This is a genomic window from Massilia eburnea (genome assembly GCF_009720745.1).
GTDB lineage: Bacteria > Pseudomonadota > Gammaproteobacteria > Burkholderiales > Burkholderiaceae_D > Rugamonas > Rugamonas eburnea.
In genome coordinates this window covers 13744-33824 of record NZ_WNKX01000013.1, presented here as the reverse complement: position 1 = coordinate 33824, position 20081 = coordinate 13744, and the positions used below count along the sequence as shown (strand labels likewise).

General features: G+C 63.6%; 18 protein-coding genes. 7 read left to right on the top strand and 11 right to left on the bottom strand.

Annotated elements, in window-relative coordinates; all coding sequences use genetic code 11:
* The first annotated feature begins 5 nt into the window (after positions 1–5).
* The gene (gene recG / locus GM658_RS17080) at positions 6–2084 is read left to right on the top strand and encodes an ATP-dependent DNA helicase RecG (RefSeq protein ID WP_155455263.1); all 2079 of its coding nucleotides are present in this window, start codon (positions 6–8) and stop codon (positions 2082–2084) included.
* Here the strand turns inward: recG and GM658_RS17075 are convergent.
* Complete coding sequence (locus GM658_RS17075; RefSeq protein ID WP_155455262.1) at positions 2081–2566, bottom strand: Cif family virulence factor; 486 nt, start codon at positions 2564–2566, stop codon at positions 2081–2083. The genes recG and GM658_RS17075 overlap by 4 nt on opposite strands.
* Positions 2567–2663: 97 nt before the next feature.
* Between GM658_RS17075 and GM658_RS17070 the strand changes: the two genes are divergently transcribed.
* The 4 genes from GM658_RS17070 to GM658_RS17055 all read left to right on the top strand — a co-directional run bounded on the left by GM658_RS17070 (position 2664) and on the right by GM658_RS17055 (position 7539).
* Positions 2664–3038, top strand: a complete 375-nt coding sequence (locus GM658_RS17070) for a BlaI/MecI/CopY family transcriptional regulator (protein WP_155455261.1) — start codon at positions 2664–2666, stop codon at positions 3036–3038.
* A gap of 3 nt (positions 3039–3041) precedes the next feature.
* Entirely contained in the window at positions 3042–4568 is a 1527-nt protein-coding gene (locus tag GM658_RS17065) for a M23/M56 family metallopeptidase (protein ID WP_155455260.1), read from the top strand.
* 71 nt (positions 4569–4639) lie between these two features.
* The gene (locus GM658_RS17060; protein ID WP_155455259.1) at positions 4640–6712 is read left to right on the top strand and encodes a TonB-dependent receptor plug domain-containing protein; all 2073 of its coding nucleotides are present in this window, start codon (positions 4640–4642) and stop codon (positions 6710–6712) included.
* 68 nt (positions 6713–6780) lie between these two features.
* Positions 6781–7539 carry a M23 family metallopeptidase gene (locus GM658_RS17055; RefSeq protein ID WP_170298854.1) on the top strand — a complete coding sequence of 253 codons (759 nt, stop codon included), beginning with the start codon at positions 6781–6783 and terminating at the stop codon, positions 7537–7539.
* Positions 7540–7585: 46 nt separating this feature from the next.
* Here GM658_RS17055 and GM658_RS29545 read toward each other — a convergent pair whose 3' ends face one another.
* From GM658_RS29545 to GM658_RS17020, 8 genes are all read right to left on the bottom strand, one after another.
* The gene (locus tag GM658_RS29545; protein ID WP_267874986.1) at positions 7586–7714 is read right to left on the bottom strand and encodes a hypothetical protein; all 129 of its coding nucleotides are present in this window, start codon (positions 7712–7714) and stop codon (positions 7586–7588) included.
* A 1-nt stretch (position 7715) separates the two neighbouring features.
* Entirely contained in the window at positions 7716–8939 is a 1224-nt protein-coding gene (locus GM658_RS17050; RefSeq protein WP_155455257.1) for an MFS transporter, read from the bottom strand.
* Positions 8940–9018: 79 nt separating this feature from the next.
* A complete protein-coding gene (locus GM658_RS17045) occupies positions 9019–9513 on the bottom strand; it encodes a hypothetical protein (protein ID WP_155455256.1) in 495 nt (164 codons plus the stop codon).
* Positions 9514–9595: 82 nt separating this feature from the next.
* The gene (locus GM658_RS17040) at positions 9596–10579 is read right to left on the bottom strand and encodes a Gfo/Idh/MocA family protein (RefSeq protein WP_155455255.1); all 984 of its coding nucleotides are present in this window, start codon (positions 10577–10579) and stop codon (positions 9596–9598) included.
* Positions 10580–10591: 12 nt separating this feature from the next.
* Positions 10592–11386: a DUF3025 domain-containing protein gene (locus GM658_RS17035; protein ID WP_170298853.1), complete on the bottom strand. Its 795-nt coding sequence runs from the start codon at positions 11384–11386 to the stop codon at positions 10592–10594.
* A gap of 8 nt (positions 11387–11394) precedes the next feature.
* Positions 11395–12444, bottom strand: coding sequence for a dihydroorotase (gene pyrC, locus GM658_RS17030; protein ID WP_155455254.1), 1050 nt, complete (start codon positions 12442–12444; stop codon positions 11395–11397).
* A 34-nt stretch (positions 12445–12478) separates the two neighbouring features.
* Positions 12479–13930: an amidohydrolase family protein gene (locus GM658_RS17025; RefSeq protein ID WP_155455253.1), complete on the bottom strand. Its 1452-nt coding sequence runs from the start codon at positions 13928–13930 to the stop codon at positions 12479–12481.
* 98 nt (positions 13931–14028) lie between these two features.
* Positions 14029–14754 (bottom strand): amino acid ABC transporter ATP-binding protein, encoded by a 726-nt coding sequence (locus GM658_RS17020; RefSeq protein WP_155455252.1) that lies wholly within the window; start codon positions 14752–14754, stop codon positions 14029–14031.
* 125 nt (positions 14755–14879) lie between these two features.
* Between GM658_RS17020 and GM658_RS17015 the strand changes: the two genes are divergently transcribed.
* Positions 14880–16151, top strand: coding sequence for a dicarboxylate/amino acid:cation symporter (locus GM658_RS17015; RefSeq protein WP_155455251.1), 1272 nt, complete (start codon positions 14880–14882; stop codon positions 16149–16151).
* A gap of 115 nt (positions 16152–16266) precedes the next feature.
* Here GM658_RS17015 and GM658_RS17010 read toward each other — a convergent pair whose 3' ends face one another.
* Together GM658_RS17010 and GM658_RS17005 are read right to left on the bottom strand one after the other, a co-directional pair.
* The gene (locus tag GM658_RS17010) at positions 16267–17733 is read right to left on the bottom strand and encodes a M20 family peptidase (RefSeq protein WP_155455250.1); all 1467 of its coding nucleotides are present in this window, start codon (positions 17731–17733) and stop codon (positions 16267–16269) included.
* 13 nt (positions 17734–17746) lie between these two features.
* The gene (locus GM658_RS17005; RefSeq protein ID WP_155455249.1) at positions 17747–19597 is read right to left on the bottom strand and encodes an ABCB family ABC transporter ATP-binding protein/permease; all 1851 of its coding nucleotides are present in this window, start codon (positions 19595–19597) and stop codon (positions 17747–17749) included.
* 60 nt (positions 19598–19657) lie between these two features.
* Between GM658_RS17005 and GM658_RS17000 the strand changes: the two genes are divergently transcribed.
* Positions 19658–20077: an acyl-CoA thioesterase gene (locus GM658_RS17000; protein ID WP_155455248.1), complete on the top strand. Its 420-nt coding sequence runs from the start codon at positions 19658–19660 to the stop codon at positions 20075–20077.
* Positions 20078–20081: the final 4 nt, after the last annotated feature.

The following is a 20081-nucleotide window of genomic DNA, read 5'->3' as shown; positions in this document are numbered from 1 at the left end:
CAAAAATGCCGGAAACGAAGCAAAAAAAGCCCGCCGCACCCAAAAAGCCCGCCGCCACCGCCGAGAGCAAGCTCGCCAAGCTTGGCCTGCGCACGGATATGGACCTGGTGCTGCACCTTCCCATGCGCTATGAGGATGAGACGGAGGTCCTGACCATCCGTGAAGCCTGCATGCGCGGCGGCGAAGTGTCGCAGGTGGAAGGCGTGGTCACGTCCAACGAAATCGCCTACAAGCCGCGGCGCCAGCTGCTGGTGCACATCGCCGACGAAACCGGCGACATCCAGCTGCGCTTCATGAATTTCTACGGCAGCCAGGTCAAGCAGCTGGCCGAGGGCACCCGCGTGCGCGCGCGCGGCGAGGTGCGCCACGGCTTCTTCGGCGCCGAGATGGTGCACCCGGCCTACAAGATCGTGAACGAAGGCGCACCGCTGCCGACTTCCCTCACCCCCGTCTACCCATCCGGCGAAGGCCTGTCCCAGCTGGTGCTGCGCCGCGCGATTGCCGACGCCATGAAACGGGTGGACTGGACCGACACCCTGCCGCCGGAAGTGCTGAAGACCATGCGCCTGCACCCGCTGGAAACGGCCGTGCGCACCCTGCACTACCCGCCGCCGCAAATCGACGAGAACGCGCTGATCGACCGCACCCACCCGGCATGGACGCGCGTGAAGTTCGACGAACTGCTGGCGCAGCAGCTGTCGCTGAAACGGGCGCAGCGCGCACGCCGCGCCAAAGGCGCTGCAAAGCTGGGCAAGGTGGGCACGCTGTCGTCCGCCTTCGAAGCCTCGCTGCCCTTCAAGCTGACCAAGGCCCAGCAGCGCGTGCTGAAGGAAATCCGCGAGGACATCAAGCAGCCCTACCCGATGCAGCGCCTGCTGCAGGGCGACGTGGGCAGCGGCAAGACCATCGTGGCCGCGCTGTCGGCCGCGCAGGCCATCGACAGCGGCTACCAGGCCGCGCTGATGGCGCCGACCGAAATCCTGGCCGACCAGCACTTCCGCAAGATCGCGGCGTGGCTGGAACCGCTGGGGGTCAAGGTCGCGTGGCTGACCGGCAGCCTGAAAAAGAAAGAGAAGGAAGCCGCCTACGCGCTGGTGGAATCGGGCGCAGCACAGCTGGTGATCGGCACCCACGCCATCATCCAGGACACGGTGCAGTTCGCGAAACTGGGCCTGGTGATCGTCGACGAACAGCACCGCTTCGGCGTCGGCCAGCGCCTGACCCTGCGCAACAAGGGCAATGGCGACAACGTGCCGCACCAGCTGATGATGTCGGCCACCCCGATCCCGCGCACGCTGGCTATGACTTACTACGCCGACCTCGAAGTGTCGGTGATCGACGAGCTGCCGCCCGGCCGCACGCCGATCGTCACCGCCGTGGTGGACCAGAACCGCCGCGACGAAGTGATCGCCCGGGTGCACGCCGCCGCGCTGGAAGGCCGCCAGGCGTATTGGGTCTGCCCGCTGATTGAAGAATCGGAAGCGCTGCAGCTGCAGACCGCGACCGAAACCTACGAGACGCTGGCAGCCGCCCTGCCCGACCTGCGCGTGGGCCTGGTGCACGGCCGCCTGAAGCCCGCCGAGAAAGCGGAAGTGATGGATGCCTTCGCCGCCGGCGACATCCACGTGCTGGTGGCGACCACGGTGATTGAAGTCGGCGTCGACGTGCCGAATTCCTCGCTGATGGTCATTGAGCACGCGGAACGTTTCGGCCTGTCGCAGCTGCACCAGCTGCGCGGCCGCGTGGGGCGGGGCTCGGCGGCCTCGGTCTGCCTGCTGCTGTATCAAAGCCCGCTGGGCCCGGTCGCCAAGCAGCGCCTGATGACGATGCGCGAAACGACGGATGGTTTTGAAATCGCACGCCGCGACCTGGAAATCCGAGGCCCCGGCGAATTCCTCGGCTCGCGCCAATCCGGCCAGGCCATGCTGCGCTTTGCCGACCTGGAAACGGACGGCTGGCTGGTCGACCAGGCGCGCGATGTCGCACACGCCCTGCTGCATGAGGCGACGCCCGCCAACAAGGCCACGGTGGAAGCCCACCTGGAACGCTGGCTCGGCGGCCGCGAAGAATTCCTGAAAGTCTAGTTGCGCGAAGTTGGCGTTGCGACCAGCGACTCCACTTCCGCCGTCAGTGAAATAATGCGCGGCACGCCATCCACCAGTGCGATCTCCGCCTTTTGCTTGCTGAGCGATTCCATGCGCTCGCCCGGCAGCAGCACCACTTCTTTTGCCACGTCGCGCGCGGTGGCGCTGCGGCCGTTTGCGGACAGCGCCACTTCGCGCTTGCTGACCTCATAGGTCGATTGCAGCTGAACCTTCCACAGGCCTTCCAGCATGTTCTTGTATTCGGCCACGCTCATGCGCGAGAGGCCGCCGCCAGTGCCCGGCATCGACACCATGATCATGGCGTTGGGCGTGAAATTCGCGATCAGGCGGTTCGCGTCGTGGCGCTGGACCGAAGTTTCCATCTCGCCCATCACGGTGCGCACCTCCGCCTCGGTCAGCCGCTTGCTGCTGCAGCCGAGAACGGCGGAAAGTATTGTGATAAGGATTGCAAGTTTCTTCATATACCCAATGATACATTATGTGACACATGTCGCATAAACTCCTTGCCTTCGCGCGACACTTGTCGCACAATCCCGTCATACGTCACAAGGAGCTCCCATGGCCATTCCATCGATTACCGAATTGACGCTGCTCAAAGCCCTGTGGAAGCAGCAACCGCTCAGCGCCCGTGAAATCCATGACCGCGTGGAAGAAGAACTGGCCTGGTCCTTCTCGTCCACCCGCAAAACCCTGGAGCGCATGCTGGAGAAAGGCATGATCAGCCAGCATTCCGCCCACGGTATGAATGTATACGCGCCAGTGGTCGAAAAGGTTGAAACGCTGGCCGAATTTGCCCACGATTTCAGCCACCGCGTCATGGAAATGAGCGCGCCCCTGCCGGTGAATATGTTCACTGGCTCCAAGCTGGTCAACCAGCATGAACTCAAAGAGCTCGAGCAATTGCTCAGCGAATGGCCGGAAGATAAGGAGTAAGCAATGTTCGCACTGCTCTTCCTGCAGGCGAGCATCGCCAGCGTGCTGGCCGGCGCCGCCGCGTGGCTGCTGCTGCGTAGCGCCGCACGCACCTGGCCGGGGCTCGAGGCGCGCCGCACGCCATGGCTGCTGGGCGCCGCCGCCGCCGCCCTCACGCTTGCCCTGGGGCTGCTGCCCGCCTCGGCGCGCCCCAGCATCGTCCCCGCCATCGAATTGCCCGCCGTGCTTTCGAACGCCGCAGCGGACGCATCCTCTCGCGCCGGCGACGCAAGCGCCGATGACGCGCTCTTCGACGAGCACGACGCCATGCCGATCGAGCCGGCGCCGGCGCTGCTTTGGCTGGGATATTCCTGGCTCGCCCTCTACAGCGCCGGCTTAGCCGTTTGCGCGGCGCGCCGGCTACAGGCCACGCGCCGCCTGGCCGGCTTGCTGGCGGCCTCGCAGCCGCTGGATCGTTTGTCACTGGCCGACCACGCCGGTTTCGCCAGCCTCCAACGCGCGCTGCCGGAAGTGCGGGAAATCGACGCCCCCATCGCTCCCATGCTGGTCGGCCTGACTCGCCCGGTACTGCTGCTGCCGCGCCACCTGCGCGATTTCGACCCCGCCCAACAACGCCTGGTGATCGAACACGAACTGACGCACCTGGCCCGCCGCGACCCGATGTGGATGCATGCCAGCTTCCTGCTGCAAGCAGCCCAATGGTTCAACCCAATGGTCTCCCGCCTGGGCAGGCAGATGGCGTGGGCGCAGGAGCTGGGCTGCGACCGCACCGTCCTGCTGGGCCGCCCCTCCGCACAACGCCGCGCCTATGCCGCCGCGCTGGTCGCGCAAATGCGCATGCAAACGGTCCCCGGCCACGGCACCGCCCTCGCCTTTGGGGGCCGCGTGGTGGATGCAGTGGGCGCCCGCATCAACATGATCCGCGACGGCGTTCCCGCCATTCCACGCGCAGTCGCCTGCGCCCTCGGCTGGGCCGCACTGCCCGCAGTCATTGCCGCCAGCGTCCTGCTGCAACCGGCGCTGGCATGGCATATCGACGCCGGCCCGGCCGGGGATCCGGCGTTGGCCGCCGCGGCCCTGCCGCACTGGCAAGCGCCAATGCAGCGCCTGCGTGTCAGCGCCTTCTTCGGCGTCCTGCACGCGCCAACCGGCCGCACGCACGGCGGCATCGATTTCGCTACGCCGACCGGAACGCCGGTCTTCGCGCCAGCGGACGGCGTCGTCGTCGCCTCCACCAACCGCTACCTCGGCGAAAGCAAATGGGGCGAAGTAGTCGCCATCGAACATGCCAACGGCCTGCGTTCCCTGTACGCCCACATGGACCGGCGCCAAGTGAAGGAAGGCGACCACGTGGCGGCAGGCCAGCAGATCGGCACCAGCGGCGCCACCGGCAAAGCCACCGGACCGCACCTGCACATGGAAGTCACCCGCAACGGCGGCAACATCGATCCGCAAGCCTTGCTGGGCAACCTCGAAGCCAACGCCACAAGAACCGCGCTGCAACGCCTTAAAGCCAGCCGCGCCAGCTAACCCGGCCCGCCGCCACTGACCACATGCCGCGCGCTGCCCGGCATTGGAGGCGCTCGCCCTAAGGAATCGCAATGAAGAAGACTGCAATCATGCTGGCCGCCGCGCTGTCAGGCCACACCGTATCCGCACAACAGGTGATTGAAATCAAAAGCGCCAGGCTTGACCAGCGCAAGGACGATACAGCCAGCACCATCGTGCTCACGCGTGAAGACCTCGCAGCGAACGGCGACCGCACCCTTGCCGACGCCCTGCGCCGGCTGCCCGGCATCACGATCAGCGACAGCGCCGGCATCCGCATGCGCGGCCTGGGCAAGGGCTACACGCAGGTGCTGCTGAACGGCCAGCCAGCCCCCAACGGCTTCTCGCTGGACAGCCTGCCGCCCGAGTTGATCGAACGCGTCGAAGTGCTGCGCACCGCCTCCGCCGTGCTGGGAACGCAAGGCATCGCCGGCACCATCAATATCGTGCTGCGCAAATCCGTCAGCCGCAGCACGCGGGAGATGCAGCTCGGGATGGACAGCCTGCACGGCGCCTGGTCGCCCCGGTTGACTGCGCAATCGACCGGCAAGTCGGACGGCTGGTCGCACAACGTCAGCGCCGTGCTGTCGCGCACCAGCACGCCCGCCGACCGCACTATCACCGAAAGCGCCCCCGGCCTGCTGCGCACGACGCATTCGCATGAAGACAACGTCGGCGAATCGCTCAACATCAGCCCACGCCTGAACTGGAGCACAAGCAATGGCGACAGCTTCTCCTTGCAAAACGTCGTCACCATCAACCGCCGCAATATCTCTTACCGGTCGCATGAAGAAGTGCAGCTCGGCGAATCAGGCGATTTCGCTGACGTGCGCAGCCGCTTCCGCATGCACGGCTATTTCCTGCGCAGCGAATTGACCTGGCAACGCACACTGGGCAACGGCACGCAATGGGAGCTCAAGCTGGGCGGCAACAAGGCGCCGCGCGATACCGGTTTTGATTTCACCGGATGGCCGCTTGCGGGTCCCGGCCCCACGCTGCGCCACGTCGACGGCGATATCCGCGAACATGGCCTTAACTACGGCGGTAAATTCTCCCACCCGCTCGGCAACGGGCACGCTCTCGTTGCCGGCTGGGACGGCTCCGCCCTGCAGCGCATGCAAAGCCGCATCGAACACGAATACGACCACCATGGCGCGCTCAATTTCCGCAAGGACGACCGTTACGACGGCCGCATCGACCGTCTGGCCGCCTTCGCGCAGGACGAATGGAAGCAAGGCGCCGATTCCTGGTCCGCCGGCCTGCGCTGGGAAACCATGCAGACCGAAGCCTGGGACCGCAACACTGCCCCGGTGCGCCAACGCAGCAAAGTCTTCAGCCCGGTCCTGGAATGGATGCGCAAACTGCCCGGCGACAGCCAGCTGCGTGTAGGCGCGAGCCGCAGCTACAAGGCGCCGAACATGCTCGACCTGATCCCGCGCCGCTTCACCTCCGATAACAACAACAGCCAGACCAATCCCGACACCCAAGGCAATCCGGCCTTACGTCCCGAACTGGCCTGGGGACTGGATGCCGGCATCGACTACTACTTCGCCAAGGACAGCCTGTTCAGTGCCAGCATCTACGCGCGCGACATCGACAACGTGATCCTGGTCTCGCTGTACAACGAGAACGGCCGCTGGGTCGCCATGCCGGCCAACCGCGGCGGAGCGCGCGCCTACGGCGCCACACTGGAGCTGCGCATGCCGCTGTCGCCATCGCTCTCGCTGCGCACCAACGCCACCTTCAACCGTTCCCGCCTCGGCAGCGTCGCCGGCCCCGACAACCGCCTCGCCGAGCAAACGCCGTTCAGCGGCACGGCTGCCCTCAGCCACAGGCACGCTGCGCTGACGCTCGATGCCGAATATTCCTATGAAGCCGGTGGCGCGAGCCGCGACTCCATCACCACCGGCACCATCGCCCCCTGCCAGCGCAAGCTGGACCTGCGCGCCACATGGAAGCAATCACCCAGCCAGGAATGGCGCCTCGCGTTGAGCGACTTGCTGCACCCCGGGCGCAGCACCGTTTACCGCTACGAAGATCACGCCACCGGCAGCTGGCGCCAATCCGCCATTGCCACCCGGGGCGGCACAGCATTGCGCCTGAACTTCAAGAAGACCTTCAACTGATGAAAGAAAATCTTGTCTGTTACTTACGAATTTGCCAGAACGCACTGTGTGTGCGAAACTCGCCCGCTATGCCAAAGATCAATAACTTCCTGCTAATGGCCGTGCTGGCGGCCGCCAACATCGCGCGCACAGCTGCCGCGATGCCGATGCCAATTCCCGAGCCAACGGATATTCCGGCGCCACAGCTGCAGCCGCAGTTGCAGGTGGAGGAAAAGGAAGAGCCGTCGCAGCCAAAGGACGCGCTGTCGCAGCAATGGCGCCTGCCGCTGGAAGGAGGCCGCGTCAGCAGCTTCTTCGGCGCCTCGCGCGGCCACCGCGCGCACGGCGGCATCGACTTCTCGGTACCGCGCAACACGCCGGTGATGGCAACCAACGACGGCACCGTCGTCGCATCCGGTGTGGGTTACCTGGGCGACCGCAAATATGGCAACGTGGTGGTCATCGAACACGAAGGCGGCCTGCGCTCCCTGTATGCGCACCTGAACAAACGCAGTGTGAACGTCGGCGACACCGTCACCGCCGGCGAGTTGATCGGGCTGTCCGGCGCCACCGGACACGCCACCGGCCCACACCTGCACCTGGAAGCCTACGAGAACGGCACCCGTATCGACCCGAACCGCTTCATGCTGGCCAACCTGGAAGACAACGCCCTGCCATCAGCGATGCACGCCAAGCGCACCGGCGTGGAAGAAGTCCCGCCAGCACCGCACTCCCGTGGCAAGGCGGGCAAGAAAGATAAGGGCACTCGCCTCGCCAGCGCCAAGACCTCGAAGAAGAAAAGCACCCAGGTCGCACAAAAATCCAGCAAGTCCCATAAGCGGGCCTAAGCTGGCGATCAACAAGAAAAAACGGAGCCGATGCTCCGTTTTTTACTTACAGGCAGAGATAGATCCGGTTAGCCAGGTCCAGCATGAAGGCTGGCTGCAGGTAGGCCAGGAACGCCAGCGCCAGCACGGCTGCGCCGAGGGCCCAGAGGGCAAAGCGGATCAGCCGCCTTTTCACGTCAGGCGGCCTGCAGGTTGGGCGCACTGCGCACCAGAGGGCGCTCGTCGATCGGCAGGTTAGCCAGGCCGGCAAACACGCCGAGGCCAAGGGTAACGCCCCACACCACGTCGTAGCTGCCAAGCTTGTCGAACAGGTAGCCGCCCAGCCAAACGCCGAGGAAGCTGCCGACCTGGTGCGACAGGAAGACCACGCCGGCCAGCATGGACATATGCTTCAAGCCGAATACGCCGGCGATGATGCCGTTGGTGAGCGGCACGGTGGCCAGCCACAGGAAGCCGATCGCCGCGGCGAACAGGTAGACCGACCATTGCGACAATGGCGCCAGCAGGAACAATCCAATCACCACCGAGCGCGCAAAGTAGATCGACGACAGCAGGTAGCGCTTGGGCATGCGGCCGCCGAGCTGGCCGGCAGTAAACGAGCCAAAGATGTTGAACAGGCCGATCAGGGCCAGCGCCATCACCGCCACGCCCGGCGTGACGATGCCCTTGTCCTTCAAATAGGCCGGCAAGTGGGCGCCGATGAACACCAGCTGGAAGCCGCACACGAAATAGCCCGCCACCAGCAGCAGGAACGAGCGGTTTCCTATCGCTTCGCGCATGGCGGCGCCGATGCTCTGGTGCGCGCCGCCTGCCGCCACCTCATGCTTCGGCTCGCGCAGGAAGGTCGACATGGGAATCATCAGCAGGAACACCACGCCTGCCAATGCATAGAAGGCCTGTTGCCAGCCGATCGTGGAAATCAGCTGCTGCTCGATCGGCATCATCAGGAACTGGCCGAAGGAGCTGGCCGCGCCAGAGACACCGAATGCCCAGGAGCGCTTTTCCACCGGCGCCGCGCGGCCGATGATGCCGCTCACCGCGCCAAAGGCGGTACAAGCCAAGCCCAGGCCGATGAAGATGCCGGAGCCGGCGACGAACAAAGTCGGATTGGTCACCGTGGCCATCCACAGCAGGCCCACCATATAGGAGATGGCGCCGGCAATCACTACGCGCATGGTGCCGTAGCGGTCGGCCACCATTCCCGCGAAGGGGCCGAAGGCGCCCCACAGCAGGTTTTGCAGCGCCAGCGCCAGCGAGTAGGTCTCGCGGGTCCAGCCGTTGGCTTGCGAAATGGGCTGCATCCAGAAGCCGAAGCCGTGGCGCACGCCCATCGCCAGCGTCAGCACGACGCCGCTTGCGATCAGGATCGTCTTGAGATTGAGTTGGCGGTCGTTGGACATGGCAGGCATCCCGGCTGGCAAAGAAAGCCAGTGTAATGGATGCCGCCGAATCCTGCTGGCGGCCACTCAGGCCCGGCGTTTAGCGCGCCCAGTAGCTGATACGGCCTTTCAGCGCGATGGTGCCGGCGCCGGTCAGCATGTTCTCGTTGCCCAGCAGCTGGCCGCCGCCACTGGCAAAAATATACCGGCCGGTGCCGCCAGTAATCGTGAACGATGCACCGTTGAAGACATAGTCCGCGCCCTGGCCGGTCGGCACGAACTGGCCGCTGTAATCGGCGTACACCTGATCGCCGGACAAAGTCATGATGATGAAGCGGCCGCGGTCGAAGTTGTAGATCGCGCCATTCGGCGTAATGCAGTCGCTGGCGACAAAGGCCACGCGTCCCAGCAGGGCACTATTGCCGTAGCCGGTGATCGAGCCGCCGAAATTGGAGGGACAGCGCAGCGATGGGCCGGGCACTTCCTGGATCACACCTGTCACTTCCAAGTCGGTAGTTGTCCAGGCCGCCGATGCCGCGCCGGATGCCAATGCCAGTGCAACGCCGCCTGCCAGCTTCAGAAATGCTTGATGCATATAGCCCCCCAAGAAAGTTAAAGATCCGATAATAACTTTCTTGCAATTGTGCGGCTATGATTATTTTGTAATGTGCTGTCGTTTAATCCACAGAATATTTCACGCCGATTTGGGCCCGCAACTGGTCCAGCACGCCCATGAGCTCAACAGTTTCGGCAAGCGGCATTTCCGGGCTTTCCAGCAGACCTTCACGCAGGCAGCGCCCCACCTCCATCGCTTCGTGCGCATAGCCGTTGCCGATGCGTGGGAAATGGAATTCACGTTCAGTGCCGTCGTTCAGGACGATGGTGAAATGCTCCGCATGGTGGAAGCGTCCGTGCAAACGCAGGAAACCCTTGTCGCCGCCAATGCTCAACGTGGCTGGGGTGCGGGCGTTCAAGCTGCAGCTGCAAGCGGACAGCGATCCATCTTCGTGGCGCAGGACGAAATTGGCCTGCATGTCGACGCCCGCCGGGGTCAGCTCGCCGTAACCGCTCGCACCTTTAACCGGACCGAGGAAGAACGCGGCCATCGATAGCGGATAGATGCCCAGGTCGAGCAGTGCACCTCCGCCCAGTGCAGGATTGAACAAGCGATGCTCAGGGCCGGCGTTGGCCACGAAGCCCAAGTCCGCCTGCAAGTTGCGTACATTGCCAATTTCGCCCATGTCGATCATGCGCTTCGCCTCCAGGATGGCTGGCTGGAAGCGCGTCCACATCGCCTCCATCACGAACAGCTTGCGCTGGCGCGCCAGGTCGGCGATTTCCTGCGCCTCGCGGCGGTTCAGGGTGAAGGCTTTTTCGACCAGCAGCGCCTTGCCGCCGTTCAGGCACATGATGGCGTTCTCGTGGTGCATGGCGTGCGGGGTGGCGATATAAACGACGTCCACGCCGTTGTCGTCAGCCAGCGCCTGGTAAGTGCCGTGGGCGCGCTTGGCGCCATATTCTTTGGCGAACTCGGTAGCGCTATCTAAACTGCGCGACGCGACGGCCGCCAGTTCGGCATCGGGCACCTCGCGCAACGCGGCGGCGAAGGCCTTGGCGATCTTGCCGGTGCCGAGGATGCCCCAGCGAATAATCTTGTCCATTCAAAGCTCCTTTCAGGACGGCTTCCGCTTGGCGCGGAACACCGTTTGGTCTTCGTAAAAAGCGTGATCCTGCTGCGGCCACCAGCCGGGAATGCCCAGCACGGGCAGCGGCGTGAAACTTCCCTTGGCCAAGCCCTCTTCAGCCAGGCGCTGCGCCTCCACGCGGTCCAGCCATGCGCGGCGGCCCGCGTCGTCCTGCGACCAGTAATCGCCGCCGGCCAGCACCACGCGCGCATGGGCGGTGATGGCCTTGTAGGGCGCCACCAGTTTTTCCATCAGTGCATGGCCGAACAGCCAGACTTGCGCGCCGCCGCCGAATTGCGCGGCGCGTTCGACGAAGGCTTCGCGCCAGCGGTGGTTGCGCAGTGCATCCACCAGGGCTGCGCCATCGGCATCGTCGCGCACCACCAGCAGCGCGGAATTCTCATCGTAGATAGTAGCAGCATCGCGCGCGGGGCCGCGCGACTTGCCCACGCCGTCCTGCGCAATCTGTGCGGCCTGCAGGGCATTCAATTGGCGCTTGATGGCAGGGAACGTCAGCCACACCAGGCCGTTGAAGAAATCATGCAGGTTGTCGCGCGTTGGCACCTGGCCCGTGGCGCCGATGAATTCTTCGTAGGCTGACCCTTCAGGCAGCGCAGCTTGCGGCACAAAGCGCAGCGGCTGGCCTGCATGATTGACCAGCGCCAGCGCAGCCGCCTGTTGGCAGAACGGTTCGACGACGCTGGGCAGGGAGAGGTCGATGCGGGAGGCAACGTCCCGCACCGAAGCGTACCAGGCGCGGGACCAGTCGATCTCTTGAAACACTTGGCCCCTTAGACCATTTTCCAGTTGATCGTTTCGCCGGCGTTCAGCGGGATCAGTTTGGAATCGCCGAACGGCAGGTCGGCCGGCAGGGTCCACTGCTCGCGCTTCAGGGTGATGGTGCCCTTGTTCGGCTCCAGGCCGTAGAAGGCCGGGCCATTCAGGGAAGCAAAGGCCTCCAGCTTGTCCAGCGCGCCGGCGCGGGCGAAGGCTTCGGTGTACAGCTCCATCGCATGCAGCGCGGTGTAGCAGCCGGCGCAGCCGCAAGCCGCTTCCTTGGCGCCCTGCGCATGCGGCGCGGAGTCGGTGCCGAGGAAGAAGCGCTCGTCGCCGCTGGTCGCCGCAGTCACCAGCGCCAAGCGGTGCTCTTCACGCTTCAGCACCGGCAGGCAGTAGTAGTGCGGGCGGATGCCGCCCTTGAAGATCTCGTTGCGGTTGTATAGCAGGTGGTGGGCGGTGATGGTGGCCGCGATCGGGCCCTCCGCTTCGGCCACGTATTGCGCCGCATCCTTGGTGGTGATGTGCTCGAAGACGATGTTCAGGGCCGGCAGGTCCTTGCGCAGCGGGCGCATGACGCGTTCGATGAAGACGGCTTCGCGGTCGAACAGGTCGATGTCCTGGTCAGTCACCTCACCGTGCACCAGGAAAGGCATGCCGACTTCCTGCATGGTTTCCAGCACCTTGTAGCACTTGGCCAGGTCGGTCACGCCGGCGTCGGAATTGGTGGTGGCGCCGGCCGGGTACAGCTTGACCGCATGCACGAAGCCGCTGTCGGCGGCGCGGATGATTTCGTCCGGCGAAGTGTTGTCGGTCAGGTAGAGCGTCATCAGCGGCTCGAAGTCCAAGCCTTGCGGCAGGGCGGCCAGGATGCGCTCGCGGTAGGCCGCAGCCTGCGCCACGGTGGTGACAGGAGGTTTCAAATTTGGCATCACAATTGCACGGCCAAACTGGCGGGCGGTATCCGGCAGGACATTGGCCATGGTGGCGCCGTCACGCAGGTGAAGGTGCCAGTCGTCTGGGCGGGTAATGGTGATGCTGTGCGGGATCTCGAAGTCACTCATGGCGGAAGGCTTTAGTTAAACGAATCCCGCCATTTTACTCTGTCGGAGCGGGATGTTCCTGTGCGTAGCGGCGCGCCGATTCGAGCATGGCGTCCAGTTTGCTGCGCTCGTAGACCTTGCCGTGGCTGACCACCATGCGCACTTTACGGGTGTTGGCGATGTCCTGCAGCGGGTTGGCGTCCAGTACCAGCAAATCGGCCGCCTTGCCTTGGGCGACGGCGCCATAGCGTTCCTGCTTGCCGAGGAAGCGCGGGCCGTTGATCACGGAAGCCTGCAATGCCTGTTGCGGCGTCAGTCCGTATTTGACGAAGATGCCCAGTTCATCGTGCAGGCCCTTGCCCGGGTAGTCGAAGGAATTCAGGAAGCCGGCGTCGGTGCCGGCCATGATGTTGACGCCCTCCTGCTGCATCAGCGGCAGCAGCGAGGCGGCCTTCTCATAGGCGGCGTGGCGGTAGGCAATGGCGGCGGCATCGTCCTTGGCCGCGCGCTGCACGCGCCATTCGTAGGTCTTGCGCAGGCCTTTGCCGATGTATTGCAGGTATGGATCGTGGGCGTGGTCGTCCTGGTCCAGGTAGGCGGTGGCTTGCGAGCCGACCAGGGTCGGGGTGATCGACATGCCGGCGGCGGCCATGCGGCGGAAGGTGGCGCGCGCGGTGGCTTCATCGTAGCTCTCTATGCTGGCACGCATGGCTTCGCGGCCGGTGATCTTGCCTGCTGCGACTTGCGCGGTCAACTCCGCCTCGCGCGGGGTAGCGCCGCGCAGCGCATAGGACTGGTGCTCGATGCTGCCCAGGCCTGCCTGCATCATCTGGTCCAGCGTCAGCTGCACCGGCAAGTGACCGGAGCTCTGCATGCCGCGTGCCTTGGCCTGGCGCAGCGCCTCCAGGTACATCTCCGGCTTCAGGGTGTTCTCGGTGATCTTCACGAAATCGACGCTGCGCGATTGCAGGTAATCCAGCGCCTTGCTCACTTCTTCCGGCGTGCCGACTTCGATGGTGCCCTTCCACAGCGGCTTGTAGCCTTCCAGTTTGGGGCCGGAGGCGAAAATGGTCGGGCCGACCAGCTTGCCCTGGTTGATCAGGTCGCGCCAATCGAGGACTGTATCGGACAGGTCGCCCGCGCAATCGCGCACCGTGGTGACGCCGTGCGCAAGGTAGAGGCCCAGCAGCTGCTTGTTTTCTTCGATGAGGGCGGGACCGCCGCCGAAGTGAACGTGGGTGTCCCACAGGCCCGGCATCAGGTATTTGCCCGGCAGCTTGACGGTGCGCTTGGGCGAGTAGTCTTTCAGCTTTGCGTTATCGACAACGGCGACGATGTCGCCGCCTTTCAGCAGCACGGCCTTGCCCTGCACCAACTGGCCGGAGGCCACATCGACAATCGTCGCCTGCGTCAGTGCCACGTCCACCATCACACGTCCCGCAGCCTGCGCACCGCCGAACGCCCCCAGCACCAGCAAGGCGCCAACCGAAAGTTTCATCGTCTTCATGCACCAGATGGTACACAGGCGGAAGCCCGCACACCAGGCGGTGATACAACCCGAAACATACGAAAGGCGAGGAGTCCTCCGGCTTTCGAAGACGGCTGTCAGTGGATGATGCGAGCCAAAAACTCGCGCGCGCGCTCGGAACGCGGAGCGCCGAAGAATTCGTCCTTGCTGCAGTCCTCGACGATGCGGCCCTTGTCCATGAACACAACCCGATTGGCCACCTGGCGCGCGAAACCCATCTCATGGGTCACCACCATCATGGTCATGCCTTCCTGCGCCAGGCCGACCATCACGTCCAGCACTTCGTTGATCATTTCCGGATCCAGGGCGGACGTCGGCTCGTCGAACAGCATGGCAATCGGATCCATCGCCAGCGCGCGGGCGATCGCCACGCGCTGCTGCTGGCCGCCGGACAGCTGGTTCGGATACTTGTCCTGGTGCGCCAGCAGGCCGACGCGGTCCAGGTATTTCAAGCCTTTCCCATTCGCCTCGTCCTGCGAACGGCCCAGCACCTTGACCTGGCCCAGGGTCAGGTTTTCGCGCACCGACAGGTGGGGAAACAGCTCGAAATTCTGGAAAACCATGCCGATCCTTGCGCGCAAGGCAGGCAAATTTGTCTCTTTGGCGCCGACCGAGGTCCCATCGACAATGATTTCGCCCTTCTGGAATGGTTCCAGCCCGTTGACCGTCTTGATCAGGGTCGATTTACCAGAGCCGGAAGGTCCGCAGATCACCATGACGTCGCCCTTGGCTACCTCGGTACTGCAGTCTGCGAGGACCTGAAAGTTGCCATACCACTTACATAAGTCTTTAATTGCGATCATCTTTTTCAGGTTTCGGCAGGTTTATTCTCGCTTGACAGTGGCCTAGAACCGCAAGGATACTTCGGGACTTGCTTAATAGCTCATCATTCTAACGGCAAATCCGCCCCTCTTCAGGAATCTTGCTTATGGCTAACAAAAACCGCCTGACCACCTACATCCTCGTCGGCCTGGCGTTGGGTATCCTTACCGGCTACGCCATCAATGTCTCGCAAACGGCGCCACAAGCCGCCAGTTTTGCGGAGTACATGACCCTCGTTACCACCCTGTTCCTGCGCTTGATCAAGATGATCATTGCGCCGCTGGTGTTCTCGACCCTGATGGTCGGCATTGCCCGCATGGGCGACTCGCGCGAAGTTGGCCGCGTCGGCATCAAGACCCTCGGCTGGTTCTTCCTGGCGTCGGTACTGTCGCTGACGCTGGGCCTGATCATGGTGAACTTGTTCCGCCCTGGCGACGAACTGTTCGGCCACATTCCAGCTGACGGCGCCGCCGCAGCCGCGACGCTGCAGACTTCCAGCCTGTCGCTGAAAGAGTTCATCACCCACCTGGTGCCTTCCTCCATCGTCGACGGCATGAGCAAGAACGAGATCCTGCAGATCGTGGTGTTCTCGATCTTCTTCGGCACCGCTGCTGCTGCCGTGGGCAAGAAAGCCGAGCCGCTGATCGAAGCGGTCGACGGCGTGGCGCACATCATGCTGAAGGTGACCGGCTACGTGATGCAGGTCGCACCGTTCGCCGTGTTCGCCGCCGTTGCTGGCACCATCGCCAAGAGCGGCGTGGGCGTGCTGCAAACTTACGGCAAGTTCATGGCGGAGTTCTACCTGTCCATCGGCGTACTGTGGGGCATCCTGATCTTCGCCGGCTTCCTGTTCCTGGGCAAGCGCGTGCTGAAGCTGATCTCGGAAGTCAAGGAACCGACCCTGCTGGCCTTCTCGACTGCTTCGTCCGAAGCCGCCTTCCCGAAAACGCTGGAAGGCCTGGAGCGCTTTGGCGTGCGTAATCGCATCGCCGCCTTCGTGCTGCCGATCGGCTACTCCTTCAACCTGGATGGCTCGATGATGTACTGCACCTTCGCGACCGTGTTCATCGCGCAGGCTTACGGCATCAATATGGACCTGGGCACCCAGATCACCATGATGGCCGTGTTGATGCTGACCTCGAAAGGCATGGCCGGCGTACCGCGCGCATCGCTGGTGGTGATTGCCGCCACGCTGTCGCAATTCAAGATTCCGGAAGCGGGCCTGGTCCTGCTGCTCGGCATCGACCACTTCCTGGACATGGCCCGTTCCGCCACCAACGTCATTGGCAACTCCATCGCCACCGCCGTCGTGGCGAAGTGGGAAGGCGAACTGACCAACACCGACGACCGCGCCCTGTCGGACCGCCCACTGCCTTAAAGCATTAAAGCACTAGGCCTCCAACTTAAAAGTCGGGGTCAGCTCTGGCAATCGGACATTTCGCGCTGCGCGTAGCGCAAATCTCCTCGAGAAGCCAGACTGACCCCGACTTTTTTCATGCACTGTTCTTCAGGAGCTGGTGGTAGAAGCGGATCATGTCGGCGTAGCCCTTCACCGACATGCGTTCGTTGGTGCCGTGGAAGCGCGGCAGGTCTTCGGGCTTGGCGCGTACGGGGCCGAATTTGAGGACGCTGTCGCTCATCTTGTCGAAATAGCGCGAGTCGGTGGCGCCGATCATCAGGCCGGGTGTCACGATGACATCGGGGAATACCTGGCGGATCGTGCGGTTCACGGCTGCATAGGGCGCCCCGTCCAGCCGCGCCACGCGCGAGGCTTCGGTGTTGAAGTCGCCATCGGGCTTGATGCGGATCTTGTCGTTGCCAATCACCTTGTGCATATGCTGTTCCACGTCGGCCAGCGTATCGCCGGGCAGCAGTCGGAAGTTGACCGTGGCGCTGGCGGTACCGGGCAGCACATTGTCCTTGACACCGGCGTTGACGATGGTCAGCGCTGTGGTGGTGCGCATCAGTGCATTCGTGCTCGGCCCTTTTGCCAGCATCCGCTCCAGCATCGGCCGGAACAGCCAGAAGTTCGACAGCGCGACGCGGTTCATGCCGGTCATTTCAGGCGCCATCGTTTCGAAGCTTTGCTGCGGCAGGCCGGCCATGCGCACCGGCATCGGGTTCGCTTCCAGCGCGACCAGGGCTTTGCTCATCATGCCGATGGCGGTGTCCTGCGGCGGCATCGAGGAGTGGCCGGGCGCCGTGTCCAGTTCAAGCTTGTAGCTTGCGTAGCCCTTTTCCGCCATGCCGATCATGGCGGCGCCGGGCTCCAGGCCTGGCACCATGCCGTGCACGATCATCAGGCCTTCATCCAGCACGTATTCGAGCTTGACGTTGCGTGACTTGAGCAACTCGGCGATCTTCGCGGCGCCTCGCTTGCCGCCCACTTCTTCGTCGGCGCCGTAAGCCAGGTAGATGGTGCGGCGCGGCTGGTAGCCGGCGGCGAGCAGCATCTCGATGGCTTCCATCTGCGCGTACAGGTTGCCTTTGTCATCCCAGGCGCCGCGGCCCCAGATGAAGCCATCGTGCACAACGCCGCCAAACGGTTGCTGCTCCCAGGATTTTTCGGTGCCGGGTGCGATTGGCACCACGTCCTGGTGCGCCATCCACATGATTGGCGCGGCGTTGGGGTCGCTGCCCTGCCAGGTGTAGAGCAGGGCTTTGCCGTTGACGTTCTCGCGCTTCAGCGTTGCGTGGACGCGCGGGAAGCTGGCTTGCAGGTGGGCGTGGAGCTTGTCGAATTCGGCGGCGTTGGCGTCGGCGTCCTTGTAATCGGAGATGGTCGTGAAGCGCAGCGCCTCACCCAGGCGCTGTGCTGCAGCGGCTTCGTCGATGGCCAGCGAAGGTATCTTCGCCACGACCAGCTGGCGGCTGCCGCTGCGCGCCGTGTTGATGCCAACTGCAACCGCCACCACACCAATTGCCGCAAGGGCTGCTGCCAGAACCTTCTTTACCGCCATCCCCGTCCTCCCCTTAGTTGACAAGCTCGCCGGTGGCCGGCGAGGACTGTTCCTGTTCTCCACGTGCTTGCTGGCGCTCCCACATCTGGGCGTACAGGCCTTCACGCGCAAGCAGCGCGGCGTGCGTCCCGCGTTCCACAATCTTACCGTGGTCCAGCACCAGGATCTGCTGCGCGTCGGCGATGGTGGACAGTCGGTGCGCAATCACCATCGTGGTGCGGTTCTTTGCGATCTCTTTCAGCTGCGCCTGGATCGCCTGCTCGGCCTTCGAGTCCAGTGCGGAAGTGGCTTCGTCAAAGATCAGGATGGCGGGATCCTTCAGCAGCGTGCGGGCAATCGCCACGCGCTGCTTTTCACCGCCGGACAGCTTGAGACCGCGCTCCCCGACCATGGTCTCGTACCCATCCGGCAGGCTGGCGATGAAGTCGTGGATCGATGCGGCGCGTGCGGCGGCAATGATCTCTTCCTTGCTGGCGCCCGGGCGGCCGTAGGCGATGTTGTATTCGATGGTGTCATTGAACAGCACCGTATCCTGCGGCACGATACCGATCGCATGGCGCAGCGAGTGCTGGGTAATGTCGCGCAGGTCCTGGCCGTCGATCGTGATGCTGCCGCTATTCACCTCGTAGAAGCGGTACAGGAGGCGCGATAGCGTCGACTTGCCGGAGCCGCTGTGGCCCACCACGGCCGTCGTGGTGCCGGCCGGGATCGTGAAGTCCACGTCGAACAGGATCTGGCGCTTGGGGTCGTAGCTGAAGTCGACGTGGTTGAAGCGCACTTCCGCACCTTGCGGCTGCAGCGGTTTTGCGTGCGCCGCGTCGTCTACTTCGCGATTTTCGTCCAGCAGCGAGAACAAGCGCTCCATATCGGCCAGGCTTTGCTTGATCTCGCGGTAAATCACACCGAGGAAGTTCAGCGGGATGTAGAGCTGGATCATGAAGGCATTCACCAGGACCAGGTCGCCCAGCGACATCTTGCCGTCGATGACACCCTGCGTTGCGCGCCACAGGATCAGCGTCACCGCAATCGCGATAATGGCCGACTGTCCCGTATTCAGCAGGGACAGCGAAGTCTGCGACTTGACCGCAGCCTTCTCGTAGCGCTGCAGGCCCTCATCGTAGCGATTCGCTTCGTAGTCTTCGTTGCCGAAATATTTGACCGTCTCGTAGTTCAACAGCGAGTCGATGGCCTTGGTACTGGCCTTCGAATCAAGGTCGTTCATGGTGCGGCGGAAGTGCGTGCGCCAGTTCGTGACCAGGATGGTGAACGTGATGTAGATTACCAGTGCCGAGAAAGTGATCACCGAGAACCAGATATCGTAATGCGTGACGAGGTAGCCCAGCACCAGCGTGATCTCGACCAGCGTCGGCAGGATATTAAACAGCGTGTACGAAATCAGCGAGCTGACGCCGCGCGTACCGCGTTCGATATCACGCGTCATGCCGCCCGTCTGCCGGTTCAGGTGGAAGCGCAGCGATAGCGAATGCAGGTGGCGGAACACTTTCAGCGCAATGGTGCGCACCGCGCGCTGCGTGACGCGCGCGAACAGGAATTCGCGCAGCTCGGTGAACATGGTGGTGGACAGGCGCAGCAAGCCATACGCCACCAGCGTCGCCAGCGGCAGCACCAGCAGCGCATGGGGATCGCCGGGTTTGATGGTCATGTCGTCGACCAGGCGCTTGAGCACAATCGGCACGCTGACGTTGGCCGCCTTGGCGCCCACCAGCGCCAGCAACGCTGCCAGCACGCGCCACTTGTAGACCCAGAGATAAGGCAGCAATGTTTTCAGAGTGGCAAGGTCGCCGCGCGCATTGCGGCTGGACTGGCCCGGCGGTGGTGGCGGAGTGTTCGAATAACGTCGCATACGTGCGTTGGCTGGCTGGTTTAAAATCCCATCAATTGTAGTCCTTCATGAGAATTTGCGATGAGCACCCAAGAACAAACTTCCCGCGGCCTCCCTCCTGGCAAAATGCCAGAGCTGCGCGTCATGCCCGCGCCATCCGACGCCAACGTGTACGGCGACGTTTTCGGCGGCTGGATCATGGCCCAGGTGGACATTGCGGGCTCCTTGCCCGCCACCCGCCGCGCCAACGGCCGTGTTGCCACCATCGCCGTGAATTCCTTCTTGTTCAAGCACCCGGTCTTTGTTGGCGACTTGCTCACCTTTTACGCCGACATCGTCAAGGTTGGCAACACCTCGATCACCGTCAACGTGGAAGTCTACGCAGAGCGCAACCGCTTGCAGGCCAATATCGTCAAAGTGACCGAGGCGACGCTGACCTATGTCGCCACCGGCCCTGACCGTAAGCCACGCCCGGTGCCGCCGCTCGAATCGCTGCTGTAACACC

Excerpts from the sequence above, each read along its gene's own strand:
- recG (WP_155455263.1), top strand. The coding sequence starts at position 6 with ATGCCGGAAACGAAGCAAAAAAAGCCCGCCGCACCCAAAAAGCCCGCC.
- GM658_RS17075 (WP_155455262.1), bottom strand. The coding sequence starts at position 2,566 with ATGAAGAAACTTGCAATCCTTATCACAATACTTTCCGCCGTTCTCGGC.
- GM658_RS17070 (WP_155455261.1), top strand. The coding sequence starts at position 2,664 with ATGGCCATTCCATCGATTACCGAATTGACGCTGCTCAAAGCCCTGTGG.
- GM658_RS17065 (WP_155455260.1), top strand. The coding sequence starts at position 3,042 with ATGTTCGCACTGCTCTTCCTGCAGGCGAGCATCGCCAGCGTGCTGGCC.
- GM658_RS17060 (WP_155455259.1), top strand. The coding sequence starts at position 4,640 with ATGAAGAAGACTGCAATCATGCTGGCCGCCGCGCTGTCAGGCCACACC.
- GM658_RS17055 (WP_170298854.1), top strand. The coding sequence starts at position 6,781 with ATGCCAAAGATCAATAACTTCCTGCTAATGGCCGTGCTGGCGGCCGCC.
- GM658_RS17050 (WP_155455257.1), bottom strand. The coding sequence starts at position 8,939 with ATGTCCAACGACCGCCAACTCAATCTCAAGACGATCCTGATCGCAAGC.
- GM658_RS17045 (WP_155455256.1), bottom strand. The coding sequence starts at position 9,513 with ATGCATCAAGCATTTCTGAAGCTGGCAGGCGGCGTTGCACTGGCATTG.
- GM658_RS17040 (WP_155455255.1), bottom strand. The coding sequence starts at position 10,579 with ATGGACAAGATTATTCGCTGGGGCATCCTCGGCACCGGCAAGATCGCC.
- pyrC (WP_155455254.1), bottom strand. The coding sequence starts at position 12,444 with ATGAGTGACTTCGAGATCCCGCACAGCATCACCATTACCCGCCCAGAC.
- GM658_RS17025 (WP_155455253.1), bottom strand. The coding sequence starts at position 13,930 with ATGAAGACGATGAAACTTTCGGTTGGCGCCTTGCTGGTGCTGGGGGCG.
- GM658_RS17020 (WP_155455252.1), bottom strand. The coding sequence starts at position 14,754 with ATGATCGCAATTAAAGACTTATGTAAGTGGTATGGCAACTTTCAGGTC.
- GM658_RS17015 (WP_155455251.1), top strand. The coding sequence starts at position 14,880 with ATGGCTAACAAAAACCGCCTGACCACCTACATCCTCGTCGGCCTGGCG.
- GM658_RS17010 (WP_155455250.1), bottom strand. The coding sequence starts at position 17,733 with ATGGCGGTAAAGAAGGTTCTGGCAGCAGCCCTTGCGGCAATTGGTGTG.
- GM658_RS17005 (WP_155455249.1), bottom strand. The coding sequence starts at position 19,597 with ATGCGACGTTATTCGAACACTCCGCCACCACCGCCGGGCCAGTCCAGC.
- GM658_RS17000 (WP_155455248.1), top strand. The coding sequence starts at position 19,658 with ATGAGCACCCAAGAACAAACTTCCCGCGGCCTCCCTCCTGGCAAAATG.